We start from the raw sequence: 20533 nt of genomic DNA, 5'->3' as shown, positions 1-20533 counted from the left end.
GCGGTTCGTGATTGTGAATGCGTGGTTTGCGGTCCGAATTGCGCGGTTCGTGATTGTGAATGCGCGGTTTGCGGTCCGAATTGCGCGGTTCGTGATTGTGAATGCGTGGTTTGCGATCCGAATTGCGCGGTTCGCGAGTGCGAATGCGTGGTTTGCGGTCCGAATTGCGCGGTTCGTGAGTGTAAATGCGCGGTTTGCGAGCCAGATTGCGCGCTTCGAAGCTACGCCGCTATCAGCGCAACCAATACAGCAATCCCGTCAAATAGTCGCTAATCATCGAGTCAGTCAGGATCGCCATGAGTAGGATGAAAAGAACAGTGAAGGTTACGATATACAGCATGAATCCATAGAGCGGGTCTATGTTTGTCGGATTTTGTGTCAATAAAAAGCTCATTAAATAGAGCGGTAAGATGAAGACGGCCAGTATAAAAACGATGCCCAACACGAGATTGCCGTACAGTAAAGATTTGACGAACATCAGTAAGAGAGAGACTACGGCACCAATTAACAGAGGCGACAAATGTGCGCCGTACAAGCCAACCATCGCTTTGAATGAATGCGGTGGGCCGAAAAAGGTTGTGATGAGTACCAACGCTAACAAAGCAATGCCCATCGTGGCGAGTGTGAAAATGAGCATGCCACCGAAAAAGGAAAAGAAACCTGGAGTTATGCTTTCGGACAGCCCTCGTGTAAAGGTGTAGAGGGAACAGGAGATTAGGATACCCAACAACAGGATATTCACGAGCCCATTTGAAAAGGCGGTTTCTCCACGAGTGTGGATCAGCGAAGGTTTTTTTACGTGTTCGATGAAATAAGCACCGTACATTTTCGATTGGGTTTTTAGCTTTTCAATATGGACATTTGCCTCAACTGCTACAGTTGGCGGAACAATATGTTTACCCAGCCGCTTCCCACAATTTCCACAAAAGCGCCCAGCCCGTTGCTCATTGCCACAATGAATACAGATCAATGCTACAATCCTCCTAATATTTTAGTTGTCTACAATGTATGCTTGTGGACGGGGAATGAGAATGGGATTGGCTACTCTTTTGGGTTCGAGTGTCTTCCCTATCATGGATGCCGAAGAGGCATTGTTTCGAGTGACTTGGTTATATTAATGAAACAAAGGATAGTGATGATAAGAATAGGAAGTGTCCGTATTGAAAAAAATGAAAGTACTATTATTCGTGTCGTTATTTTTAAATGCGCTATTTCTTGGATACGGGGGTTTGGTCGCATCCCAAATGGACGGAATCAATCATGCCCAAGCTGCATCAATGCAAAAAAGCGCTGCTTATTATTTTACAAAAAAGAGTATTTTTGAGCATGCTGAGCTATACGATGTTGATAAAATATTCATCGGAGATAGTATGACCGATTACGGGGAGTTTCAAGAATATTTTCCTGATGAAGTTGTGCTCAATCGAGGGATTCGTAATGATGTCGCAAAAGGTGTCTTTCATCGGATTGAGGAAGTGGTAAACCGTAATGCGAAAGAGGCTTATCTGATGATTGGTGTAAACGATATTCGGCATGGGGAGAATCGAAAGGATTTTGAAAAAAATATCAGGGCTATTGTGCAATCTTTTGAAGGAACAGGTACTAAACTGTTTATCCAATCTATACTTCCGGTCAACAACGGGCTGTATGGCAAAGCGGTCTCCAATAAAAAAGTGCTGCAGTTTAATGATCTACTGCGAACGATTGCCACCGAAAAGGGCATTGAATACATTGATTTGTATGCGTATTTCTTGGATGAGCATGGCCAGCTAGATGAGCGATTTACGGTTGATGGGCTCCATTTAAATGGGGAAGGATATAGGATGTGGATAGATCGTCTGCATAGGCAGACATAGGAAAAGGGAACCCAGTTGACGAGGTTCCCTTTCTTTTAGGTTGAGGTGACCGGTGATTTTTTCTTTGGTGAAAATCCGCCTAGCAGCAGGTTTCCGTGTGGAATTACTTTTTGAATGAATATCGAAACCGCGATGGGAATCAATAATCCGATTGCGGTGAATCCAATTAGGCCATACGTAAAGTAATCGTTTAACAAAATGTCTGTGAAAATATGCAAGTACATGATGGTTAACGAGTGTCGCTCGATTTTTTGCAACCATGTAAGCGATAAGTGGGCAGTGATAAATTGGAAAATCCCCATTAAGACAATAGTAAATGATAATGGAATAATTAAATCTAACACGACATGGTCGTAGCGCAGAAATTTCATACTCAAATGATAATCAATAACCGCGAAGTGATCGAGTAAAATAGCGCTTATGCTACCAGTGAGCCCAAGGAAGAACCATTTTATCGAAATGTTAATCCAAATGTGTTTCATATAATAACCAATCGCAAAATAGACGACCGCCATAAGCGCAACATCGATGTTCCAAATCATTGGAATCTCTTGAGAAGCGGCCGCGGGCGACCCACCAATCACACGCATTGCAAGGATACTTTCAAAGTGAGCAATGAGATAAAAGACGATGAGCATAATGACTTGTTTCGTGCGATTGAAATACTTTGTTAACCATAAGAAAAATAGATGGGTGAAGAATAACGTTGTGACAAACCAAAAGACTCCATAAGCACCGCGTGCGAATCGGCCGCCGATAACAAGCGTCCACAAATCATTAAGGTACCATGACAAATCTAGATTACCTGACCCGATTTCAATCCCGTAGCGAATCAGCGTAATGCTGACGAGAAAAAACAAATAGGGGACGATCAATTGCATAAAACGTTTGTGAATCGAGCTTTTCATAAGCCCTTTTTCCATAATCGGTTTAAAAAACAAACCGCTTAATATAAAAAAAGCAGGCATATGAAACCAATAGATATACGTTACGAGTGGGAAATCGAGTTCACCAGGATAATGACCAATGACTACAAGTATCATCAGAAAGCCCTTTATCACATCGACCCAAGTTAAACGTCTGTTGTTCATAAAGATCCACCTCAAGAAAATAAGTCTACTCGTATTTTAACTCTATTTGGTCTGGTGCGGTATAAAAGTAACAAAAATGAAAGGAAAATGTAAAATGACGAATTATTGAAAACCCTGAATACCTAAACTGTTAGTGACAAGAACTTTGCTGACTAAGGATAAAAATGCTCCTTCTACGGTCTACAAAAGAAGGAGCATTTTAGTTCACTTCATCTTCAATGACAGCAACACATCATGAATGGCGACAAGTTTTGTTTCGAGACGGTGTAAAAGATAGAAGGATACGAAAATCGGAAAGCCGACTTCTTGTATGAGATTCAGCCATTGTTCCATCTCGAGACCCCCTTTCCCTGTATGTTTGAAAAGCCGGTCCGCCAGTCTGAAAACTGGTGAACCGGCGATGTTTGTTAGCTTAAGACAAGTTCAGTGACATTGCGCTCGACAATCCGAGCGCCTTTTGACGTTGCCAGCGGAGCACCCTCGACTTCGAAGACGCCTGATGCGATAATGTCCTGCATTGCCGTTTCGACGTCGGATTCTGTTAAATCCGCACGCGGCTCGTCCACGGTCAGCATAACGTTTTTGCCGGCTGTTGTGCTGAAGTGTAGTTGTAACTTTTGGCCATGTTTCATTCCCCCTTGTTAGATTAGTTTGTGATGTTTGCTGTTTCTACTATCTCTGCGCCGATAAATGGTAATTCGGATAGCTGTGCAAGCTGCTCAAGTGCGTTGTACAAGTTGTCTGGATTCGCTTGTTCCGCAATATTACGGTACGTCTTCGATTTATGAATGACTTTGCCTTCATCCGTCATATCAGCGCTAAAATACACGCGGCCGACTGCACTTTTGAATTCGATTGTTGCCATATGCAATCACCTCCCTTCACCTTTTATATAGAGTGAAAGAGGGGAAAAGGATACATCATTTGTGAAATTTTTTATTAGTGCAAGAATGACATAAGCTGTATCGGTCATGTTTAGCACTATAAATTTTTGAAGTTTACTCCAAAATAAATCGAGAAATGCATATAGTGCTGTTTTAATTTGACGGAAAATAAAGTCTATTTGGTTAAATTACACTAAAAGTGATAGGAAATCGATTTAATTTATTGTTTAATATAACCGTAGATATGGCGTGGTATATAGCCTAAAATTAACCTTGTAGAATGATTAATTGTAATTTTCCACAAATTAAAGAGGCTTGGCGATCTTAGGGTTGTTAAAGTAGAGAAACCTTTCAAATCTACACATGGCTGGTCTAGGAATTTATAGCTTCAATATGTAGAGATGAAATAATGGTTTCGAAGTTCAAAATGAAAGCGCTGTCAAATGTTTCGGGTAACACGTTACGATCATTAATTCTACAAGAAGTTTGAAGAAGAGATGGTGATTGATGGAGAACCTCGTCACATTGATAGGCCTTCATTATCGATGGAACGTTTTGCACCCAAAAATCTTGTTTTAGAAACATTAGAGGGAAAAGTGACCATCATTACAGGGGGGAATTATGGGATTAGAGAAGCTTGGTGAGTATGGGTCTAAAATTGTGATGACTGTTAAATACAGTGGTTAGACAAATGACTACAGAACTGAAAATACTAAGGGGGAGTTGTCTTAATGAAAGAAAATCAGATTCGTCTGCCCAACTCGTTTGAACTATTTATGGTAATGGGATTATTTTTGGCAATCATGTATTTTTCTCTTGCAGTGCTTCAATTACCAATTCATTTAGCATTATTAGCTGTTTGGTTTGTACTGATTTTTCTTGGATTACGCCTGGGTCATACATATGATAACTTACAAAAATCAATTGTTACAGGTATTTTTACAGGATTAGAAGCAGTGCTAATTATTATCTTTGTAGGTACGTTAATAGGTGCGTGGATAGCTGGGGGAGTGGTTCCGACACTGATTTATTTCGGACTTCAGATAATTCATCCGAGTATATTTCTACTAGCTACATTATTAATTTGTGCGTTAACTTCTCTTGCAACCGGAACATCTTGGGGGACTGCAGGAACCGCTGGTATTGCAATGATGGGGATAGGAGAAAGTTTTGGCTTACCATTACCCCTAGTAGCTGGAGCTGTTATATCAGGAGCCTATTTTGGGGATAAGTTGTCTCCGATGTCCGATTCAACAGTTATGACGGCTTCTTTAGCGAAAGTGGACTTGTTAGCGCATGTTCGCTCCATGTTATTCGTCAGTTTTCCTGCCCTTATTATTTCGGGGCTCATGTTTTTAGTGGCAGGCTTTTTCTTTACTAGACGTGGAAATGATATAGGTCTCGTAACAGATAATATTCAGGCATTAAGTGCTAATTTTAATGTCTCTTGGTACATGCTCATCCCGATGGTTGTTGTGCTTGTGATGTTGGCGAAAGGGGTACCAGCTATGTTGACGCTAGCGTTTGGTTCTGTGCTAGGAGTTGTATGGGCAACTATTTTTCAAGGTATTGATGTCATTTCAGCAATTCATACATTATACAGTGGGTTTGTTATCGAATCAGGGATTCCCTTTGTTGATCTATTATTTAATCGTGGTGGAATTGAATCGATGTTGGGCGTAATTGCCATTATGATTTTGGCATTAGGCTTAGGTGGGCTTATGGACCATTTAGGAATATTAACGGTTCTGACTATTACATTAGCAAAGTGGGTGACGAATGCAGGTAGGTTAACTTCTTCAACGATCTTTGCAGCCTTTTTAGGTAATTTCTTTGGGAGTGCTGGTTATGTCTCTTTAATAACGGGGTGTAAGGTAACGGAGAAAAGCTATGACGATTTAAAGATAGATCGACGTGTTTTATCGAGAAACATGGAAACAGGTGGAATTTTAACTGCACCTTTAGTTCCGTGGGCAGATAATGGAATCTATATGGCTGCTGTTTTGGGTGTATCTACTATGTCTTACCTTCCTTTTGCCTGGTTAAACCTCATTGGGCTGGCGATTGCTTTATTTTATGGATTCTCTGGTAAATTCATATGGTATACCGAGGATACTGAGGAGGAAGTTAAAGAGGATAGGGGAAATAAGGTTGTATTGGAAGAGAAAATGGAACAACCAATTAGTTAGTATTTTTGGAGGATAAAAGTGGCGATGGATCTAAGCTGCAGCGTTTTTTACTTTATCAAAAAGCCGGTCCGCCAGTCTGAAAACTGGTGAACCGGTGGTGTTTGTTAGCTTAAGACAAGTTCGGTAACATTGCGCTCGACGATTCGAGCGCCTTTTGACGTTGCTAGCGGAGCACCCTCTACTTCAAAGACGCCTGATGCGATGATGTCCTGCATTGCTGTTTCTACGTCGGATTCTGTTAAATCCGCACGCGGCTCGTCCACGGTCAGCATGACGTTTTTGCCTGCCGCTGTGCTGAAGTTTAGTTGTAGCGTTTTAGCCATGTTTCATTCCCCCTTTTTGTGATTAGTTTGTGATGTTTGCTGTTTCTACTTTCTCGGCTCCGATAAATGGAAATTCGGATAGCTGTGCTAATTGCTCAAGTACGTTGTACAAGTTGTCTGGAGTTGCTTGTTCAGCAATGTTGCGGTACGTCTTCGATTTACGAATGGCTTTGCCTTCGTTCGTCATACCAGCGTTAAAATACACGCGGCTGACTGCACTTTTAAATTCGATAGTCGCCATGCGATCACCTCCCTTCACCCTTTATATAGAGTGGAAGGGGAGGAAAGGATACATCGATTTGAAATTTCTTTTTTGATAGGCGGGAAAAAGATTAGGCCGTGCAGGCGTGCAAACTGGCTGTGTAAGCGCGCAAAGTCGTCGCCGAAGTGCGCAAACTGGCCGTGTAAGCATGAAAAGTGCAGGCATCCTGCACTTTTCTCATTCACTTAAAGAAAAAGCCCTCAACAGGTGTATCATACTCTTTGAAAACATCACCAAAGAGTGCTTCTCCAATAAGTTCGCGTAAGACGCCATCATAATAGCCAGGGAGATTGCGGATATTTTTGCGTTTGGTAGCTTGCACAGCGATGTGAAGCGCTTGGATTGCTAGGTCTTCGAATAGCTCGCCTTTGTCGGCATGGATGCTGAATTTTAACATGCGCAATGATTGATAGCGATAAATGCCAAATACACGACGTGCGAAGGAATCGTCACCATGAGTTGCGGACAGAAGAGCCTTTATTTTTCCGAAGAGCGTTGTAGGCAACTTGTCCGCAGGAGACGTTCTTTTAAGATCTTTAGAACTTATAGATTTAGAAAATAACGGTTCAGGGCTAGCGGAATCGGCTTGTGGCTTACTGTCACAAGGCGTTGCCGTTTTTTCTGGTGTGGTCATTTTCGACTGGTCATGGAAGGGTAAAATGGCATAGATGTTGGCGCCAAGTCCGCTCATGACAGGACGGATGTAATGAATGCGTTCGATGATTCCGAGTTTTTCTAACTTGCGAATGGCACGGCGAACAGTGACATTGGACTTGTCCACAGCTTTGGCGATGGTGTCGTGTTTTAAGTGGGCAGCACCGTATTTAACGGAATAGCGGCGGATGACATCGAGAACCGCACGATCCGTATTGTTCATGTCGTTCCAGTTCGTTGTTACATGTCGCTTTGCGGCTTCGTCCATATCGTGCTTGTTTGTGAAATATGCATATGTGGATAGGTAAGTAGTCATTGATGATCATTCCCCTTTATTCTTTATATAGAGAGAAATGGGGGAATCGAATACAGGGATAAGAAAAAAGTTTCAGGAGTTGCATGGAAAGTGACTATGCGCTATACTGAAACTGTAAAAACTTAAAAGGTGTATATAGTTTTCTTTAGGGGGTTAACGATTGAAAACACGTATTATCAATGCATTTATTGAGGAAACACGAAATAATGGTATTAAGTTTACGATGGATGATTTAGCGAAGCGGCTGGGGATTAGTAAGCGCACGTTGTATGAGCATTTTTCATCGAAAGTGGAGATTTTGGATTCGATCATTGATATAACGCTTGCCGAATTTGATGAACAAACACGGCGTATCGTTGAGAATGCTGAACTGACACTGTTGGAGAAAATCCGTAAGACCATTGTTGTTGTACCGAAATATAATGATTTTTATGATTTGCGTATATTAGAGCAACTGAAACGCTCCTATCCAGCACAATGGGAACGTGTACATCAGGAGCTAAATCAGTGGGATGATCTCAAGGAGCTACTTGAAGAAGGCATGCGTACACACGTCATTAAGCCGATGAATATCGAGATGTTAATGAAATTAGTGATCGACGCCGCGAATGCAACGCTTGATCGCCAATTCTTTTTACAAAATAGTATTTCTGTAACAGAAGCACTGGAGTCAATTGTAGATGTCTTATTAACGGGCATGATACAAGAAAAGTAAAGAGGGTATGCTGGCACTTCAACTGCCAGTCTATTTTTTTGATTGATTAAAACTAAAAAAACTAAAATAGTTTTCATGTTTTCTGAAAACGAAGAAAGAGGAATAAGTATGCAAAAAGAACATACGTTAAATCGATTGGATACAGAATCCGTCGGTAAATCTTTTGTCAGGTATTTGATACCCTCAATGGTAGGTATGCTGTTGATGGCGATTAATATCGTGGCAGATGGCATTATGGTTGGGAACCGATTAGGTCCTACCGCCCTTGCTGGAGTCGGGATTGCAGCGCCTGTTTACACATTGTTTGTAGCGATGTCGCTCTGGATTGGGGTCGGAGCAGCGACTCGTTATTCAGCAGCCATGGGCGCAAAACGTCCAGATGAAGCGCGTGTCATCTTTTCACATGCGATTATCTCTATAGCTATTTTCACAGTGGTTATTGGGATTGCAGCCTATTTCTTTAAGACGCAACTGGCCTATTTATTAGGTGCCAATGCGGAAACATTCCCATATGTGATGGAGTATATGAATGTGTTACTATTGTTCGGATTTATTTTTACGATTGAAAACACACTGAGCATATTAGTTCGAAATGATGGCGGACCTAATTTGTCCATGATTGCATTGGTCATGTCCGCCGTTGTGAATATCGGTTTGAATTATGTGTTCTTGTTTGTTCTTGATTTAGGCGTGACTGGGGCCGCAGTTGCAACGATTATTGGCGCATTTGTCGGGCTTGTTATATTGAGTACACATTTCTTCCGTAAGAAAAGTAACTTACGTTTCGCCCGTTTCGCATTCAATCGGAAGTTGTTCCTCTTAATTATCATTATTGGATTTCCTAGTTTTCTTGCAGAAATTGGGATTTCAGTCTTTACGATTTCGCATAATGTGACGTTTGAACATATGGCTGGAACCGCTGGTGTATCCGCATTTACCATTTTGAACTATGTGCATAGTGTTATGCTTCTCCTATTTTTAGGGATGGGGTCGGCTATTCAACCGCTCATCAGCTATTATTCGGGTGCAAAAGATGAAGCGAAGATGAAGAAAACGGTGCGGTTGGCAATTGGGACAGCGCTTGCTGCAGGTATTTTCTTTTTCCTAGTAGGGTTATTTGCCTCAGGGCCTATTGTCAGCTTGTTTGGTGATTTCCCAGAGGAAGTCATGGTGCTCGCTATCCCAGGTATCAAGTTGTTTTTTATCGCTTACATTTTCATGGGCACCAATTTTGTCATGATGACGTACTATCAGTCCATTGGGCAAATTCGGATGGCAACGTGGATTACAGCTTCGAGAGAAATCGTTATTTTACTCATTTTGTTGGCGATTATGCCGCGTCTATTCGGTTTGACAGGGGTTTGGCTAGCTATACCGGTATCGGAATTGATCGTGTTGTTGACAATCTTTTATTATCATAGGAAATGGAACAGCTAAAGCGTGTAGCGATGCAATGAGAATGAGATGAGAGGTCAGGATGTTTGTTGAATCTTGTTGAGTAGCGATCGCTTGCGGATTTCGGTTTCTAATAAGTGTATGAAATATGGATTTAGCTGCAGTTCTTTTGCTTTAAAATAGGATTCAATGAGTAAGTCATCTGATAGTCGGATCATTACGCGAATCACCTCCGTTTTTTAATAACTGCGTGTCATAAGTCGAGGGGAATATGAATAAGTTGCTGTACTCTTAATTTAACAAAGATATTCCTTTCGAACAACCGTTCTTTTATCCACAATTGAAGGTGGATAACTTGTGGTTAAGTTGTTTGTAAAGTGGAAATCGTCTGTAATCTGCGCTGTATAGTGTGAGTAAAGTTATCCACAGATGGTGAGGAGCGCGGATTTTGTCGAAAGATTCTTTTGAGGTATGACAGATTTTAGGAGGGATTAGTGCATATATCAGGGCTGCCGAGATGAAATCGGTGGCTCTTTTTACTTGATGGCGTCCCTGCCAAAGCGCTTGCACTTTTGTTCACCATAAAAAAACTGCCCATTGGTTAGGCAGTTTTATGTTAAGCTTCTGATTCTTGGATGTCCTTTTTTAAACGTGGGCGGGAGCGCATGTCGGATTCGAAACGTTTTAATAATTCGTCTCCGCCTAATCCTTCTCCAAGTAGTTCCTCTAACAATTGTTCGGCATATTGTGCCCTTGCTCGTTTGAGTCGCCCTTTTAATAATACAGAAATATTATCGCCAATTTGTTTGACCGCTTCAACGGATACACGGAAGGCTGCCGGCTCATTTTCAGGATAAGAAATGACGACCTTTACCTCAAGCAGCTCTTGATTAGTCATCCACTTGTCAAAGTCCTCCTGATAATTTTTGTCGATGAACATTTCAAGAATCCACATACGGTGACTGTTCTCCTGATTGATGATAATGCCATCGATAAGTGGAAAATCCCGTAAGCCCTCATCAGTAACGATGCCAACGGATAACATTTTGAACGACTTCAATCTCTCCACCCCATTCTTTTTGTTATCAGTATAACATAGCTGCAAAAATCGATTCGTCAAAAATATGCCAAAGTCGAATTTTCTCATAATCCGATAAACTTCTTCGTTGCATGTGCTGTATGGAGAAGTAAGGTTTGTAACCATTATGAAGTCATGTGCAAAATTTACATTTGAGTCAATTAAATGACTGAAAATTGAATTATTGAACTTTGCGATAAATGGGCGTGAGCAGGTAAGATGTAAGCAATCAAAAGAAAGGAGGTAAATGAGTGAATCAAGTTGCACTTGTCGGGAGGATTACGAAGGATCCAATTCTGCGAAGGTTGTCAGAGGGGCGGTTGCAAACGAGCTTCATACTTGCTGTTAATCGATCGTTTAAAAATCAGCAGGGAGAAGTCGATGCGGATTTTATCCTTTGTACGATGTGGGGGAAGGGGGCAGAGAACACAGCGAGGCATTGTGGAAAGGGGTCTTTAATTGGTGTAGGTGGACGGATTCAATCAAGGACGTATGAGCGAGAAGATAAGAGTCGCGTGTATGTAACAGAGGTAATCGGTGAAGATATTCGTTTTATTGCAACGAAAAGACGGAGCAATGAAAATTTATACGGTGAGCCAGCGATGCCGAGTCAACAATTAACGGACGAGGAGCGTCAGGCGAGGGATCATTTTCATCTACCAGATCGTGAAACAAAAGATTTGCCGATTTTTTGACGGACCACGGGATACATAGCGTGTCGGAGAAAAGTCGATCGGATAGGAGGGGGAAATAGCCGGAAGAACGGACCGGAGCCGTAATGACAATTGAACATGTTAGGAAATCATTGAGGTGTAGGATTTTAAGAGGAAGAGGAAAGCTAATTGGCATGCATAAACGGTAGGGGAACCGTTCGTATCCGATTAGTCGTTATACCCTACAGATAGAGATGTACAGGCATCCGACATGTAGGTAAAGGGTTTGAGAGCGTTGGGATAGGGCTGTGATATTTTTAGCCTTCAAAGAAAACTGCCGAATGGGCCTAGTTGTGGAGACCGCTTCTGCTACTAGGTTCCGTGAAGGCGGAATGGAAAGAGGAGGAAATGGTATAGATGAGTCTATTGGAAAAGGATGTCATACGGATGGAATTGCAAATCGGACAACTGATTCGTATTGTGGCCAATCAAAATGAACGTCTAAATCGGCTTGAAGAAACAGAGAAGAAAAAAAGGGTCACGGCTATGCATAAGAGACCTTTGACTGAGCATGTATGGTGAAGGCAGCAAGTATACGAAAATGACCCCAGAAGCGTCTAGCGATTCTGGGGTCATATTTATATAAGTGAGTTCATGGACTCCAGGTGCCTGGCTCTCGCCTGTTATCCAAAAGACAATAAATCATTTAGTTCTGTATCGGATAATTCGGTTAGCCACTGGCTCGATTGGATTAGGTCTTCAGATAATGCGGCCTTCTCCATGAGCATCTTATCAATTTTTTCTTCGATAGTACCGATTGTCACGAATTTATGGACATGGACAAATTTCGTCTGCCCAAGCCGGTAGGCGCGGTCGGTTGCTTGGTTTTCTACAGCTGGGTTCCACCAGCGATCCGCATGTAACACATGGTTGGCGCCGGTTAAGTTTAAGCCTGTACCGCCGGCTTTCAATGACAGAATGAAGATGGGGAATTCTTTCTTCTGGAAAGCATCTACAAGGCTGTCCCGCTGGTTTTTAGGCATACTGCCCGTTAAGAATGGTACGTCAATGCTATGCAGTTCAGATAGGCATTGGCGAATGAGCTGTCCCATGCCGATGTATTGCGTGAAAATGAGACATTGCTCATCATTCGCTGCAATATCTGCGGCCATTGACACAATCCGATCGAGTTTTTCCGATCGAGCTAAGGTCATTTCAGCAGGAACATGTGGTTCTTTCAAGAACAATGCAGGGTGGTTGCATAATTGCTTCAACCGACTAAGCATTTTCAAAATAAGGCCCTTCTTTTCAAAGCCAGTCAACGTTTGTAGCTTGAACTTTGTTTCTTCTAGGAAGCTTTCGTATAAAGCAGCTTGTTCAGCAGTTAATGGACAATACTCATTTTGCTCCAATTTCTTCGGTAAGTTGAGCTGCAAATCTGGATCGTTTTTCGTCCGACGTAGCAGGAATGGTCGGATTTTTGCCCGCAACTTCCGTTTATCGGTCTCGCTATCATCTCGTTCAATCGGGATGATGAAGTTATCCGTAAATTTGCGGAAGCTACCAAAATACCCTTTGTGGATAAAGTCGAAAATGGCCCATAGTTCTGAGAGGCGGTTTTCAATTGGTGTACCCGTTAATGCGATATGGTGTTTGCCGCGTAGTTTACGAATGACACGGGACTGTTTAGTTTGCATGTTTTTAATGTTTTGTGCCTCATCGAGCGTGATGCTTGCGAATTCGGTTTCTGCTAGCATTTCACCATCCTGTGAAGCGGTGCCATAAGTCGTTAAAATGACAGCAGGCTTTGTTTCGTTGATAAGTGCGATAAAGTTTTCGTCTTTGGCTCGCGTAGGGCCGTAATGTGTATGAACGGTTAGTGATGGTGCAAATCGTTCAATTTCTTTTTGCCAGTTGCCCAGGACACTGGTTGGACAGACGATGAGTGACGGTGCACTCGTTTCAGGGCGTGCATGGACATTCAGCAAGTACGTGATGAGCTGAATGGTTTTGCCGAGCCCCATATCATCTGCTAGGCAGGCACCGAATTGATTGTCACGTAAGAAGACGAGCCAATTGTAGCCATCCATTTGGTACGGACGAAGTTCAGCCTGTAAAGTCGTTGGAATACCCGCAGGCGGCAACCCTTTTTTGTCAGCCAACATTTCCATATAGCCGCGAAGAGATTGCTGCATTGTAAAGGCAAAGAATGGGTCATCTGAATCATCGTCATCGTCAAGTGGAACGATTTCTTCTGGAATTTCTTGTAGCAATAAATCTTTGACGGTCCATTCGCCCTTATCGGCTTGGTCCATTAAATCGCGAATTTTACGCAACCAGAGAGGATCAATGTGGAACCATTCATCACCTGATCGAATGTATTCCCGATTTTCATCGACAAGTTTTCGAAACGTATCACGGTCAATGTCGTTGCCAGCGAGTGAGAAATTCCAATCGAAGGACAAGACCTCATCAAGTCCAGTAGTTGCATTATAGTTTTGGACACCGGCTGTCGTGCGAATACGCATTTTGGATTCCGTGACAGATTTTAGCCATGCTGGCAGGATGACGGGGAAGCCAAAGGTTTGCAGTAATGGCAGATCATCTTTGATGAAATTTCGAACTTCCAAATCAGTCATGACCATTGATAGAAAGCTTTCGGGCGTAGTAATATCGATTGAACTGAGCAAGGAAGTAATTTCGGATTGCTTTTGGACAATCTCTGTCGCATAGGGCTTCCATTTGACGGGAAGTGCATCGGCGACTGCAGCATTCAATTTTCGAGCCGCAGGTGTCCAATGTGCGCCGCGTTCACCGACGATGACTGTTTCAAGGAGCCATTCGGTATCAGCTTCAAGTTCCGGTTCGGTTAAGCGGAAAGCGACACGAACAGGGAGCGTCGAAATCGACTCACCAGGCCATCCATATGTCTGGAGATGAGGAAGGAGTGCATGGAACTGGTCGGGATGAATGCCTGATGCAATGAGTTTTTCATGGACAGCATGGCTAATAATGGCGGCTGCCTCTGGAGAAATACCGGTTTTTTCAATATCGAACTGGATGGTTGTGCCGTCCATTGTGGCATGCTGCCATAGTTCGAGGTCACTCCAAGCATTGGCTGCCTCACGAATAGCAATGAGTTGTTGTTCGTCTTGTACAGTTATGCCTTCCAAAGTAATATATGGATGCTGATGCATAAAGGCTTGGAGTAGCTCACTGACTTTTAAGCGCACAGAGTCGTTATCCGTCGTGGCAAGCAATCCGTAAAGTGCCTGTTCGTTGGTGAAGAACAGAAAGGATACAAGCAAGTCTGGATCGACAGTATGGCCTTTGTCATCTTGGGCAGTAATGGAAAAAGTTCCATCCTCGGTTAGATGGATTCCTAGACGAAAAAGGCGATTCAAGGTGAATGTTGCAGTCATAAGTTTAGATTCCCTTTCTCCATTTCTTCCATCAATGCGCGAAGGCGGCGATTTTTTTCACGCACTTTATCAATGTACAAGTTCCAAAAGTCAATCTTCCCACTTTTTTTCGAACCCATCTTCATCTTTTTGAAGAGTTTGACGGCACGTCTATAACTGTAACGATTTTTTTCCGTAATAAACCGCATGGCATACGTGTGAAGAAGGGGCATAACAGCGGCAGGATCTTTTGACAAAGCCACTTTTAATCCACCAGCTTCCGCTTCATCATAAGAAATGCTGTAGCGATGCATAAGTGCTCCCCATTCTGTAAAACGCTCCCGTTCAACAAGGAAATCTGCATAGACATCAATGCCTGCTTCTCCATAATACGCAAATAAACGTTCACGTGTATCCTCTGGAAAATCGGCTGCTTCTAATAAGCCATCCATTTTGCGGATAAATGCGGGGCGATTGGCGATTGTGATTTTATCGTTTACGTAGTTCCCGGTAAAGGGCAATAGCGCCTGCATAATAATAGCAAGAGCATCGATGTCTTCGTCGCTGTCGGCTAGGTCAGCGAGTGGGAGCCACATCTCGATATGATCCGCTGTCAAAGTGCTTGCCATTTGTTCTAGTTCATCATAGTCGCCTTGTAACAGGTGGAAAAGTGCGATGAGAAGCCGTGCTTCCTCCGTATTTTCAGTGGACAGATGTTCTTGCTCAACGGCACGCGCGGCAGTACTTGGGAATAGTTGTTGCCAAAAAAGAAGATAGACCTGAAATCGGCTGTTGAAGAGGCCAGAATTGTTGAGCGTAAAATTCCGAACAAGGTCTTTCAAATGTTCGTGAAATGCATCGGCTTCAAATAATTTCGGTTTAGCACCGATTGCCGTAACGTTGTCATTCAATTTATCGAGTTGTTCGGTTAGCCAGTTTTTCAAATACCATTTACCGTGGACGAAAGATGAGGATTCGCCATCGAGATGCGTGGTGATATAAGGCCATGCAGCATCTAAGAGATGTAAGCGGTAATAAAGTCCAAAAAGTGGCTTCCATTCATATTCAAACGGTAAAAGGGGAGTCATCTTTTGTTCAATTAGCGAACATTCGTGTATAAAGACGCCTGGGTTTTCAGCGAATTCAATGGTGCGAAGTCGTCCAGTCAGTCGTGATAATACGTCATCCCATGCAGTTGGCGTACGTTCAGAAATGGATAAGGCCATTTGCTGTGCTTCTGAGCGTCGCCATTCATGGAGCCAATCCGTCAAGGAGTGGAATTGCAAATAGAGATGGAAGATGACAGCTACACGGTGTGAGCACCAGTCAGCGGCGCCGCATGTACAGTTTGCATTCATTCGTTTAAAGGAAATGTGTACCTGTTCAGGTTTAGTGCCTTGCACAGCTACAGTCATGTCATCTTCGGCAGATGCATACGCATAAGAATCGACTGCGTTGTTGCGCACAAGTGCTACAGCACGCCGTATTTCAAGCGCTTCATGATCCACTCCAGGATGGAAAGTATGCTTAATGGTGTTTAAAAAGTCATTTATATTAGTTGCGTGTAGATGGGAAACACGCTCAACGGTCATCGTCATCGGATCACTCCCTTAAAAAAAGCATTCCTTTCATTATACCGCTTTGTAGCAGTGTCCGTAAAATGATGTCATTCGGTTTCCTGTTTTTCTGTGAGCTTATGAAATAATGTGAGCAGTGCCTTGTTTGAATTAAGGAAAATTCGTCGATCTTTTTCCGTTAAAATAGATATGAGTGCAACGAGTTCTCGCAGTTCCGGATTTTCCTCGAACAGCTGTCGATGGCGATCAATGAAACTATCCATATATTGTGCTTTTACTTCTTGTGCCTTGATCGGTTGTAGCACTGTAGTGTCTCTTACTAACTTCAATGGAGTCCCCAGTACCATAGCAAGAAAATAATCATCGGGTATGTTAAAGGTTTCTTTCACGGTAGGGAGTAAATCAATTGGGAAACCGCGTTCACTTCTTTCATAGTTCGATAATGCTGCGGGATCAATGTTAAGTTCGCGCGCTGCTTCAAATTGTTTGACGCGTAAATACTCTTCACGATATTCCTTGAATTGTGTACCGAAATGCATAGTCATATCCCCCCATTTTTTTCACAACCGTATATGAAGACATCGAAAGTTTTATCCAAACTAACAAAACGTTGAATTAAATTTTGAAATCGTTGATTTTTGTAAAAAAAATGAGAAAAATCGTAAGAAAAATAGTAGTATTTTCACTTGTTGGAACTAATACTTTTGAACTTGATTGGAGGAAGGATGAAGCAATGGAGAAGATTGTTTTGTACATACCAAATTTAGAGTCTCAAATTATGAAAAATAAACGCTTTCGTGAATATGTTATGCAACTCTCTGCAGCGACGAGAAGCCCGAATAGGGATATCAAGTTCGCATATGAAGAACGTAAGTTATATTTCGGCACCATTGCATCTGGGAAGACGCAGTTACACTTAGTGTCATTTGATTTTATCCGCAATCGATTATCTTTTAGAAAGAAGGAAGGTGCTACGGGTGATGTGAATCGTGAAGTGTATGAATTATTATCTTCATCGGATGTGGATTTCATGCCCCATCAAATGTCATTTGTGATGGAAAGGCCACCGAAACAAACGACGACTGTCCCCAAATAATGGCGTTCACAAAAACGTCACAAGTGTGATAGAATAAGAGTAATCAGAAAATTCGATTGCGGAGGGGAGAACAATGCTATCAGTTCAACGAATGACGCCGTTTTATACGAGTAAAGAAGATTTTCGTCTACGTCTAGTGTTTGCTTATCAGTATTTCTCCATCGTCAAGGGAGGGGAAGTTTTTCAATTTATCCCGTCTGAAGGGAAGGAAATTGTTATTAATATGAAAAGTCTACAAGTTGAAAATCTTGGAGAAGTCTTTGTTTTCCAAAGAGGCAACCGGTTTATTCGACTACCGCTTTACCAACTTCTGCTCATTTCAGACCTTCATATGCACCTTACGATTATTCTTGAGGGCACGATGGACATTGCGACAGAGATGTTAGAAGTGGTCGTATTGGAGGCTGAGTCACTCATTGAGCAGTTAGAGGCAGAAAACCGATTACGTATGATTGACTATGCACTTGAAGCGAATGATCGTGCGATGTTTAGGGATTTGACGGAAGGGTTGCAGTGAAATTGAAAAGTAGAACATAAAAAACACCTAACGTTGAAGTTGTAACGAAAGGTGTTTTTGGTTTTGAACGATTCGTTCAAGCTGTAAAAAAGTGAAGTGCCAGCACAAAAATTGTGGAACCCGTCACGCCAAATAGTAAGTCTTGCCACGTAATACGATAACTTTCTCCTTTGTTCATAAACATTCACTCCTTTGTCGATTTCCCGGGAAATAAGTTAGAAATATTTTTCATGCAAAGTGTTATATCAGTAAAAGGATAGACAAAGGAGAGGCTTCTTAAACAATAGGCTAATCTACTTAGCAAGGTCACTAAAAAGCCTATAATGGAAGAAATTCTTTCGTTATCCACCTACTAAACATTGCAAATCCTATAGTTTTTGCTAAAGTAAATAGAGAGGTTTCGATACTAGACAATTGACGACTTATTCAGCAATCGTTACTAGAAAGGGATTAACGCTATGTTTTTTGATTTTAAATTTTGGAAATACTTGACGAATCCACAACAATTAGCAGGGGAACTGCAAAGAACATCGATGCGTGGCTTTAAAAAACGCGTCTTATTTGTTTTTTTGATTGGTATTTTGTTATTTACGATGCGTGATTTATGGGGGATGGGCACAGAATCCATGACGCATCTTTTGACAACTAAGACGACTGCTGATTACATAATTGCGCGTTATACCTCCCTTGTTGGAGCGGGGATATGGGCAATTATTTATATGTCCTTTCATATTTTTGGAATTGCGTACATTCTTAGCATGGTGATGGGTATCCCATACAAAAAAATCATCCCTTTACAATTGCTAACGACAGGTCTTTTATTGATGGAAAAGGCGCTTGTTTTTGCGGTGTTTGCGATTAAAGGAGCGACAGTAAATGTGTCGTTTCTATCACTTGGGCCATTGGCCATTACATTTCTCGATTATTCGTATATCACGGTTTTTCTCAATCAATTAACGTTGACGACAGCGGTTATCATTGCATTGCAATTTAAATTTATCCGTTCGTATACAGGCATTAAGAGTTGGAAAGGTATTTTTGGCGCTTTGCTCATTATTCATATGTCGATGGCATTGATTACAGCAGCGATTGGATTCATCCCGATAGAAGACTTATTCCGAGTTGTTTTAGGAGGAGGTGTTGGGCATGAATAAGGTAATGAACATTGCGATTGGTATCGCCGTTATTGCGTGTCTAACCGTGAATTTGTACTTGATATTTTCGGACAAGAGTGTGATTCCGAAGTCAGTATATGTCAAGGATCATGAGCGTATGACTAGCGGCAATTACCGCGAGAAAATTGCTAAAGAAGGCTTTGTTGCACCTGCAGAAACGTATACGGTGTATGTTGGCAATGAGGATGTTGTCGATTCATGGTTGGTCAAGGAAGGCGATCAAGTGATCATTGGTCAAGAGCTTGCCAGTTTGCAAACTGAACAAGCAGAAGGACAATTGGCTGTTTGGAGAGCGGAACGAGAAGCGATTCTACAGCAGCAGTCCTCGGCACGAAGAGTGATTGCGGACCTTGAATCACAGTTGAGAAAAATGAAGTCTGCTAGTACTGCGAATACGAATCGAAAAGATACGCTCGGTAAAAATGATGCAGATACGAAGGTAGCGGTAGGCTTTAATGTTGATGTTGAAGTGGATATTAAGGAAGAAGGTGCGTTTGCACAAGCGATATCCGCAGCTGAACGTGAACTCGCAGATTTGGAGCGGCAGCTAATTGTCATTGATACACAGTTATCTCAAAACCCATCACATCCCGCGCTCGTTAGCCCAGTAGAAGGGGTTGTTTCGGATGTGGTACGCCGTGGCTCTACACTTGCAGTTGACATCTACAGTTCACAAAAAGACATTGTGACCTATGCCAAAAATCACGAATGGCAACAAATTGTTGCAGGAAACCGGGTGTTGGTGAAGGGAGAAGGTGTTGAACCAAAAGCGAAAGGGACTGTGTCAGCAGTATCGACGATGCCCGCAACGGACAATGACTGGTTCAATGCATATAAAGCGTTTGATAATGAAAAAGTAAAGAATCCACTTGCTTATTACGAAGTGCGTGTCTCACCTGAAACTACGTTGGAATCGGTGCCCTTTGGAACAAATGTCAAAGCAGATATCATTGTGGATGAGGCATTAGAGGCAACTTCTGTCAAAGAAAAATGGCTACAGGATTTTGAAGAGAAAACAGCCTTTACGTGGAAGATTGACAACAAAGGATTGGCTTCGAAAGTCGATATCGTGACGCCATTCACTTTGAAGGATCGTGCGATTGTTACGGAAGGACTTCAACGCGGAGATATCGCGGTCTATGCACCTGCATTCAAGGAATATGAATATGCGCCAAGAGTGTTTTTATCCTTGCCATCAGGTATGCCGGCAAAAGAACAATGGCGTGCCTTCGGTTGGAAAAATTATGTGAAATATATGCTTGTAAAATAAATGGAGGCCTCCACAAAAAAATGTGGAGGTCTTTTGTTATAGATCAACTGTTCAAAAACCGTCAGATTAGTCTTGGGGAAA

At 42.2% G+C, this 20533-nt stretch carries 24 protein-coding genes; 11 read left to right on the top strand and 13 right to left on the bottom strand.

Annotated features, from left to right (window positions below; genetic code table 11):
* The first annotated feature begins 13 nt into the window (after window positions 1-13).
* Window positions 14-304 carry a hypothetical protein gene (locus MKY34_RS21585; protein ID WP_342513159.1) on the top strand — a complete coding sequence of 97 codons (291 nt, stop codon included), beginning with the start codon at window positions 14-16 and terminating at the stop codon, window positions 302-304.
* Here the strand turns inward: MKY34_RS21585 and MKY34_RS21580 are convergent.
* Window positions 233-970: a CHY zinc finger protein gene (locus tag MKY34_RS21580; protein ID WP_342513158.1), complete on the bottom strand. Its 738-nt coding sequence runs from the start codon at window positions 968-970 to the stop codon at window positions 233-235. The genes MKY34_RS21585 and MKY34_RS21580 overlap by 72 nt on opposite strands.
* Window positions 971-1169: 199 nt before the next feature.
* Between MKY34_RS21580 and MKY34_RS21575 the strand changes: the two genes are divergently transcribed.
* A complete protein-coding gene (locus MKY34_RS21575; protein ID WP_342515331.1) occupies window positions 1170-1856 on the top strand; it encodes a GDSL-type esterase/lipase family protein in 687 nt (228 codons plus the stop codon).
* 35 nt (window positions 1857-1891) lie between these two features.
* Here the strand turns inward: MKY34_RS21575 and MKY34_RS21570 are convergent, their stop codons facing one another.
* The 4 genes from MKY34_RS21570 to MKY34_RS21555 form a co-directional block, all read right to left on the bottom strand.
* Window positions 1892-2947 (bottom strand): acyltransferase family protein, encoded by a 1056-nt coding sequence (locus MKY34_RS21570; protein WP_342513157.1) that lies wholly within the window; start codon window positions 2945-2947, stop codon window positions 1892-1894.
* A gap of 204 nt (window positions 2948-3151) precedes the next feature.
* Entirely contained in the window at window positions 3152-3280 is a 129-nt protein-coding gene (locus tag MKY34_RS21565) for a YvrJ family protein (RefSeq protein WP_342513156.1), read from the bottom strand.
* A 74-nt stretch (window positions 3281-3354) separates the two neighbouring features.
* Complete coding sequence (locus tag MKY34_RS21560) at window positions 3355-3579, bottom strand: DUF2922 domain-containing protein (RefSeq protein WP_342513155.1); 225 nt, start codon at window positions 3577-3579, stop codon at window positions 3355-3357.
* Between the two features lie 14 nt (window positions 3580-3593).
* Window positions 3594-3812: a DUF1659 domain-containing protein gene (locus MKY34_RS21555; RefSeq protein WP_342513154.1), complete on the bottom strand. Its 219-nt coding sequence runs from the start codon at window positions 3810-3812 to the stop codon at window positions 3594-3596.
* Between the two features lie 750 nt (window positions 3813-4562).
* On the opposite strand from MKY34_RS21555, the gene nhaC reads away from it, so the two are divergent.
* Window positions 4563-6020, top strand: coding sequence for a Na+/H+ antiporter NhaC (nhaC, locus tag MKY34_RS21550; RefSeq protein ID WP_342513153.1), 1458 nt, complete (start codon window positions 4563-4565; stop codon window positions 6018-6020).
* Window positions 6021-6124: 104 nt separating this feature from the next.
* Here nhaC and MKY34_RS21545 read toward each other — a convergent pair whose 3' ends face one another.
* From MKY34_RS21545 to MKY34_RS21535, 3 genes are all read right to left on the bottom strand, one after another.
* Entirely contained in the window at window positions 6125-6343 is a 219-nt protein-coding gene (locus MKY34_RS21545) for a DUF2922 domain-containing protein (protein ID WP_342513152.1), read from the bottom strand.
* Between the two features lie 22 nt (window positions 6344-6365).
* On the bottom strand, window positions 6366-6584 hold the full coding sequence (locus MKY34_RS21540; RefSeq protein ID WP_342513151.1) for a DUF1659 domain-containing protein: 219 nt from the start codon (window positions 6582-6584) through the stop codon (window positions 6366-6368).
* A 202-nt stretch (window positions 6585-6786) separates the two neighbouring features.
* Window positions 6787-7575: a helix-turn-helix domain-containing protein gene (locus MKY34_RS21535; RefSeq protein ID WP_342513150.1), complete on the bottom strand. Its 789-nt coding sequence runs from the start codon at window positions 7573-7575 to the stop codon at window positions 6787-6789.
* Between the two features lie 160 nt (window positions 7576-7735).
* Between MKY34_RS21535 and MKY34_RS21530 the strand changes: the two genes are divergently transcribed.
* A complete protein-coding gene (locus MKY34_RS21530; RefSeq protein ID WP_342513149.1) occupies window positions 7736-8290 on the top strand; it encodes a TetR/AcrR family transcriptional regulator in 555 nt (184 codons plus the stop codon).
* 108 nt (window positions 8291-8398) lie between these two features.
* Window positions 8399-9727 carry an MATE family efflux transporter gene (locus tag MKY34_RS21525; protein ID WP_342513148.1) on the top strand — a complete coding sequence of 443 codons (1329 nt, stop codon included), beginning with the start codon at window positions 8399-8401 and terminating at the stop codon, window positions 9725-9727.
* Window positions 9728-9762: 35 nt separating this feature from the next.
* Here MKY34_RS21525 and MKY34_RS21520 read toward each other — a convergent pair whose 3' ends face one another.
* Together MKY34_RS21520 and MKY34_RS21515 are read right to left on the bottom strand one after the other, a co-directional pair.
* Window positions 9763-9903 carry a sporulation histidine kinase inhibitor Sda gene (locus tag MKY34_RS21520; protein ID WP_342513147.1) on the bottom strand — a complete coding sequence of 47 codons (141 nt, stop codon included), beginning with the start codon at window positions 9901-9903 and terminating at the stop codon, window positions 9763-9765.
* Window positions 9904-10301: 398 nt separating this feature from the next.
* On the bottom strand, window positions 10302-10745 hold the full coding sequence (locus tag MKY34_RS21515; RefSeq protein ID WP_342513146.1) for a YwpF family protein: 444 nt from the start codon (window positions 10743-10745) through the stop codon (window positions 10302-10304).
* Between the two features lie 269 nt (window positions 10746-11014).
* Here MKY34_RS21515 and ssb point away from each other — a divergent pair, with 269 nt between their 5' ends.
* On the top strand, window positions 11015-11458 hold the full coding sequence (gene ssb / locus MKY34_RS21510; protein WP_342513145.1) for a single-stranded DNA-binding protein: 444 nt from the start codon (window positions 11015-11017) through the stop codon (window positions 11456-11458).
* A gap of 375 nt (window positions 11459-11833) precedes the next feature.
* Window positions 11834-11998, top strand: a complete 165-nt coding sequence (locus MKY34_RS21505; protein ID WP_342513144.1) for a hypothetical protein — start codon at window positions 11834-11836, stop codon at window positions 11996-11998.
* A 101-nt stretch (window positions 11999-12099) separates the two neighbouring features.
* On the opposite strand, the gene MKY34_RS21500 is transcribed toward MKY34_RS21505, so the two are convergent.
* The 3 genes from MKY34_RS21500 to MKY34_RS21490 all read right to left on the bottom strand — a co-directional run bounded on the left by MKY34_RS21500 (window position 12100) and on the right by MKY34_RS21490 (window position 16933).
* Window positions 12100-14838, bottom strand: a complete 2739-nt coding sequence (locus MKY34_RS21500) for a DEAD/DEAH box helicase (RefSeq protein ID WP_342513143.1) — start codon at window positions 14836-14838, stop codon at window positions 12100-12102.
* Window positions 14835-16415 carry a hypothetical protein gene (locus MKY34_RS21495; protein WP_342513142.1) on the bottom strand — a complete coding sequence of 527 codons (1581 nt, stop codon included), beginning with the start codon at window positions 16413-16415 and terminating at the stop codon, window positions 14835-14837. The genes MKY34_RS21500 and MKY34_RS21495 overlap by 4 nt, the downstream gene beginning before the upstream one ends.
* Before the next feature lie 68 nt (window positions 16416-16483).
* The gene (locus MKY34_RS21490; protein WP_342513141.1) at window positions 16484-16933 is read right to left on the bottom strand and encodes a helix-turn-helix transcriptional regulator; all 450 of its coding nucleotides are present in this window, start codon (window positions 16931-16933) and stop codon (window positions 16484-16486) included.
* A gap of 194 nt (window positions 16934-17127) precedes the next feature.
* Between MKY34_RS21490 and MKY34_RS21485 the strand changes: the two genes are divergently transcribed.
* From MKY34_RS21485 to MKY34_RS21470, 4 genes are all read left to right on the top strand, one after another.
* Entirely contained in the window at window positions 17128-17490 is a 363-nt protein-coding gene (locus tag MKY34_RS21485; protein WP_342513140.1) for a hypothetical protein, read from the top strand.
* A 73-nt stretch (window positions 17491-17563) separates the two neighbouring features.
* Complete coding sequence (locus MKY34_RS21480) at window positions 17564-18007, top strand: transcriptional regulator (protein ID WP_342513139.1); 444 nt, start codon at window positions 17564-17566, stop codon at window positions 18005-18007.
* A gap of 458 nt (window positions 18008-18465) precedes the next feature.
* Window positions 18466-19161 (top strand): hypothetical protein, encoded by a 696-nt coding sequence (locus tag MKY34_RS21475; protein ID WP_342513138.1) that lies wholly within the window; start codon window positions 18466-18468, stop codon window positions 19159-19161.
* On the top strand, window positions 19154-20452 hold the full coding sequence (locus tag MKY34_RS21470; RefSeq protein ID WP_342513137.1) for an efflux RND transporter periplasmic adaptor subunit: 1299 nt from the start codon (window positions 19154-19156) through the stop codon (window positions 20450-20452). Before MKY34_RS21475 ends, MKY34_RS21470 begins: the two co-directional genes overlap by 8 nt.
* Window positions 20453-20533 lie beyond the last annotated feature (81 nt).

Origin of the sequence: Sporosarcina sp. FSL K6-1522 (assembly GCF_038622445.1) — a bacterium.
In the GTDB taxonomy this organism is placed as follows: domain Bacteria; phylum Bacillota; class Bacilli; order Bacillales_A; family Planococcaceae; genus Sporosarcina.
This window is presented reverse-complemented; position numbering and strand designations above follow the sequence as displayed.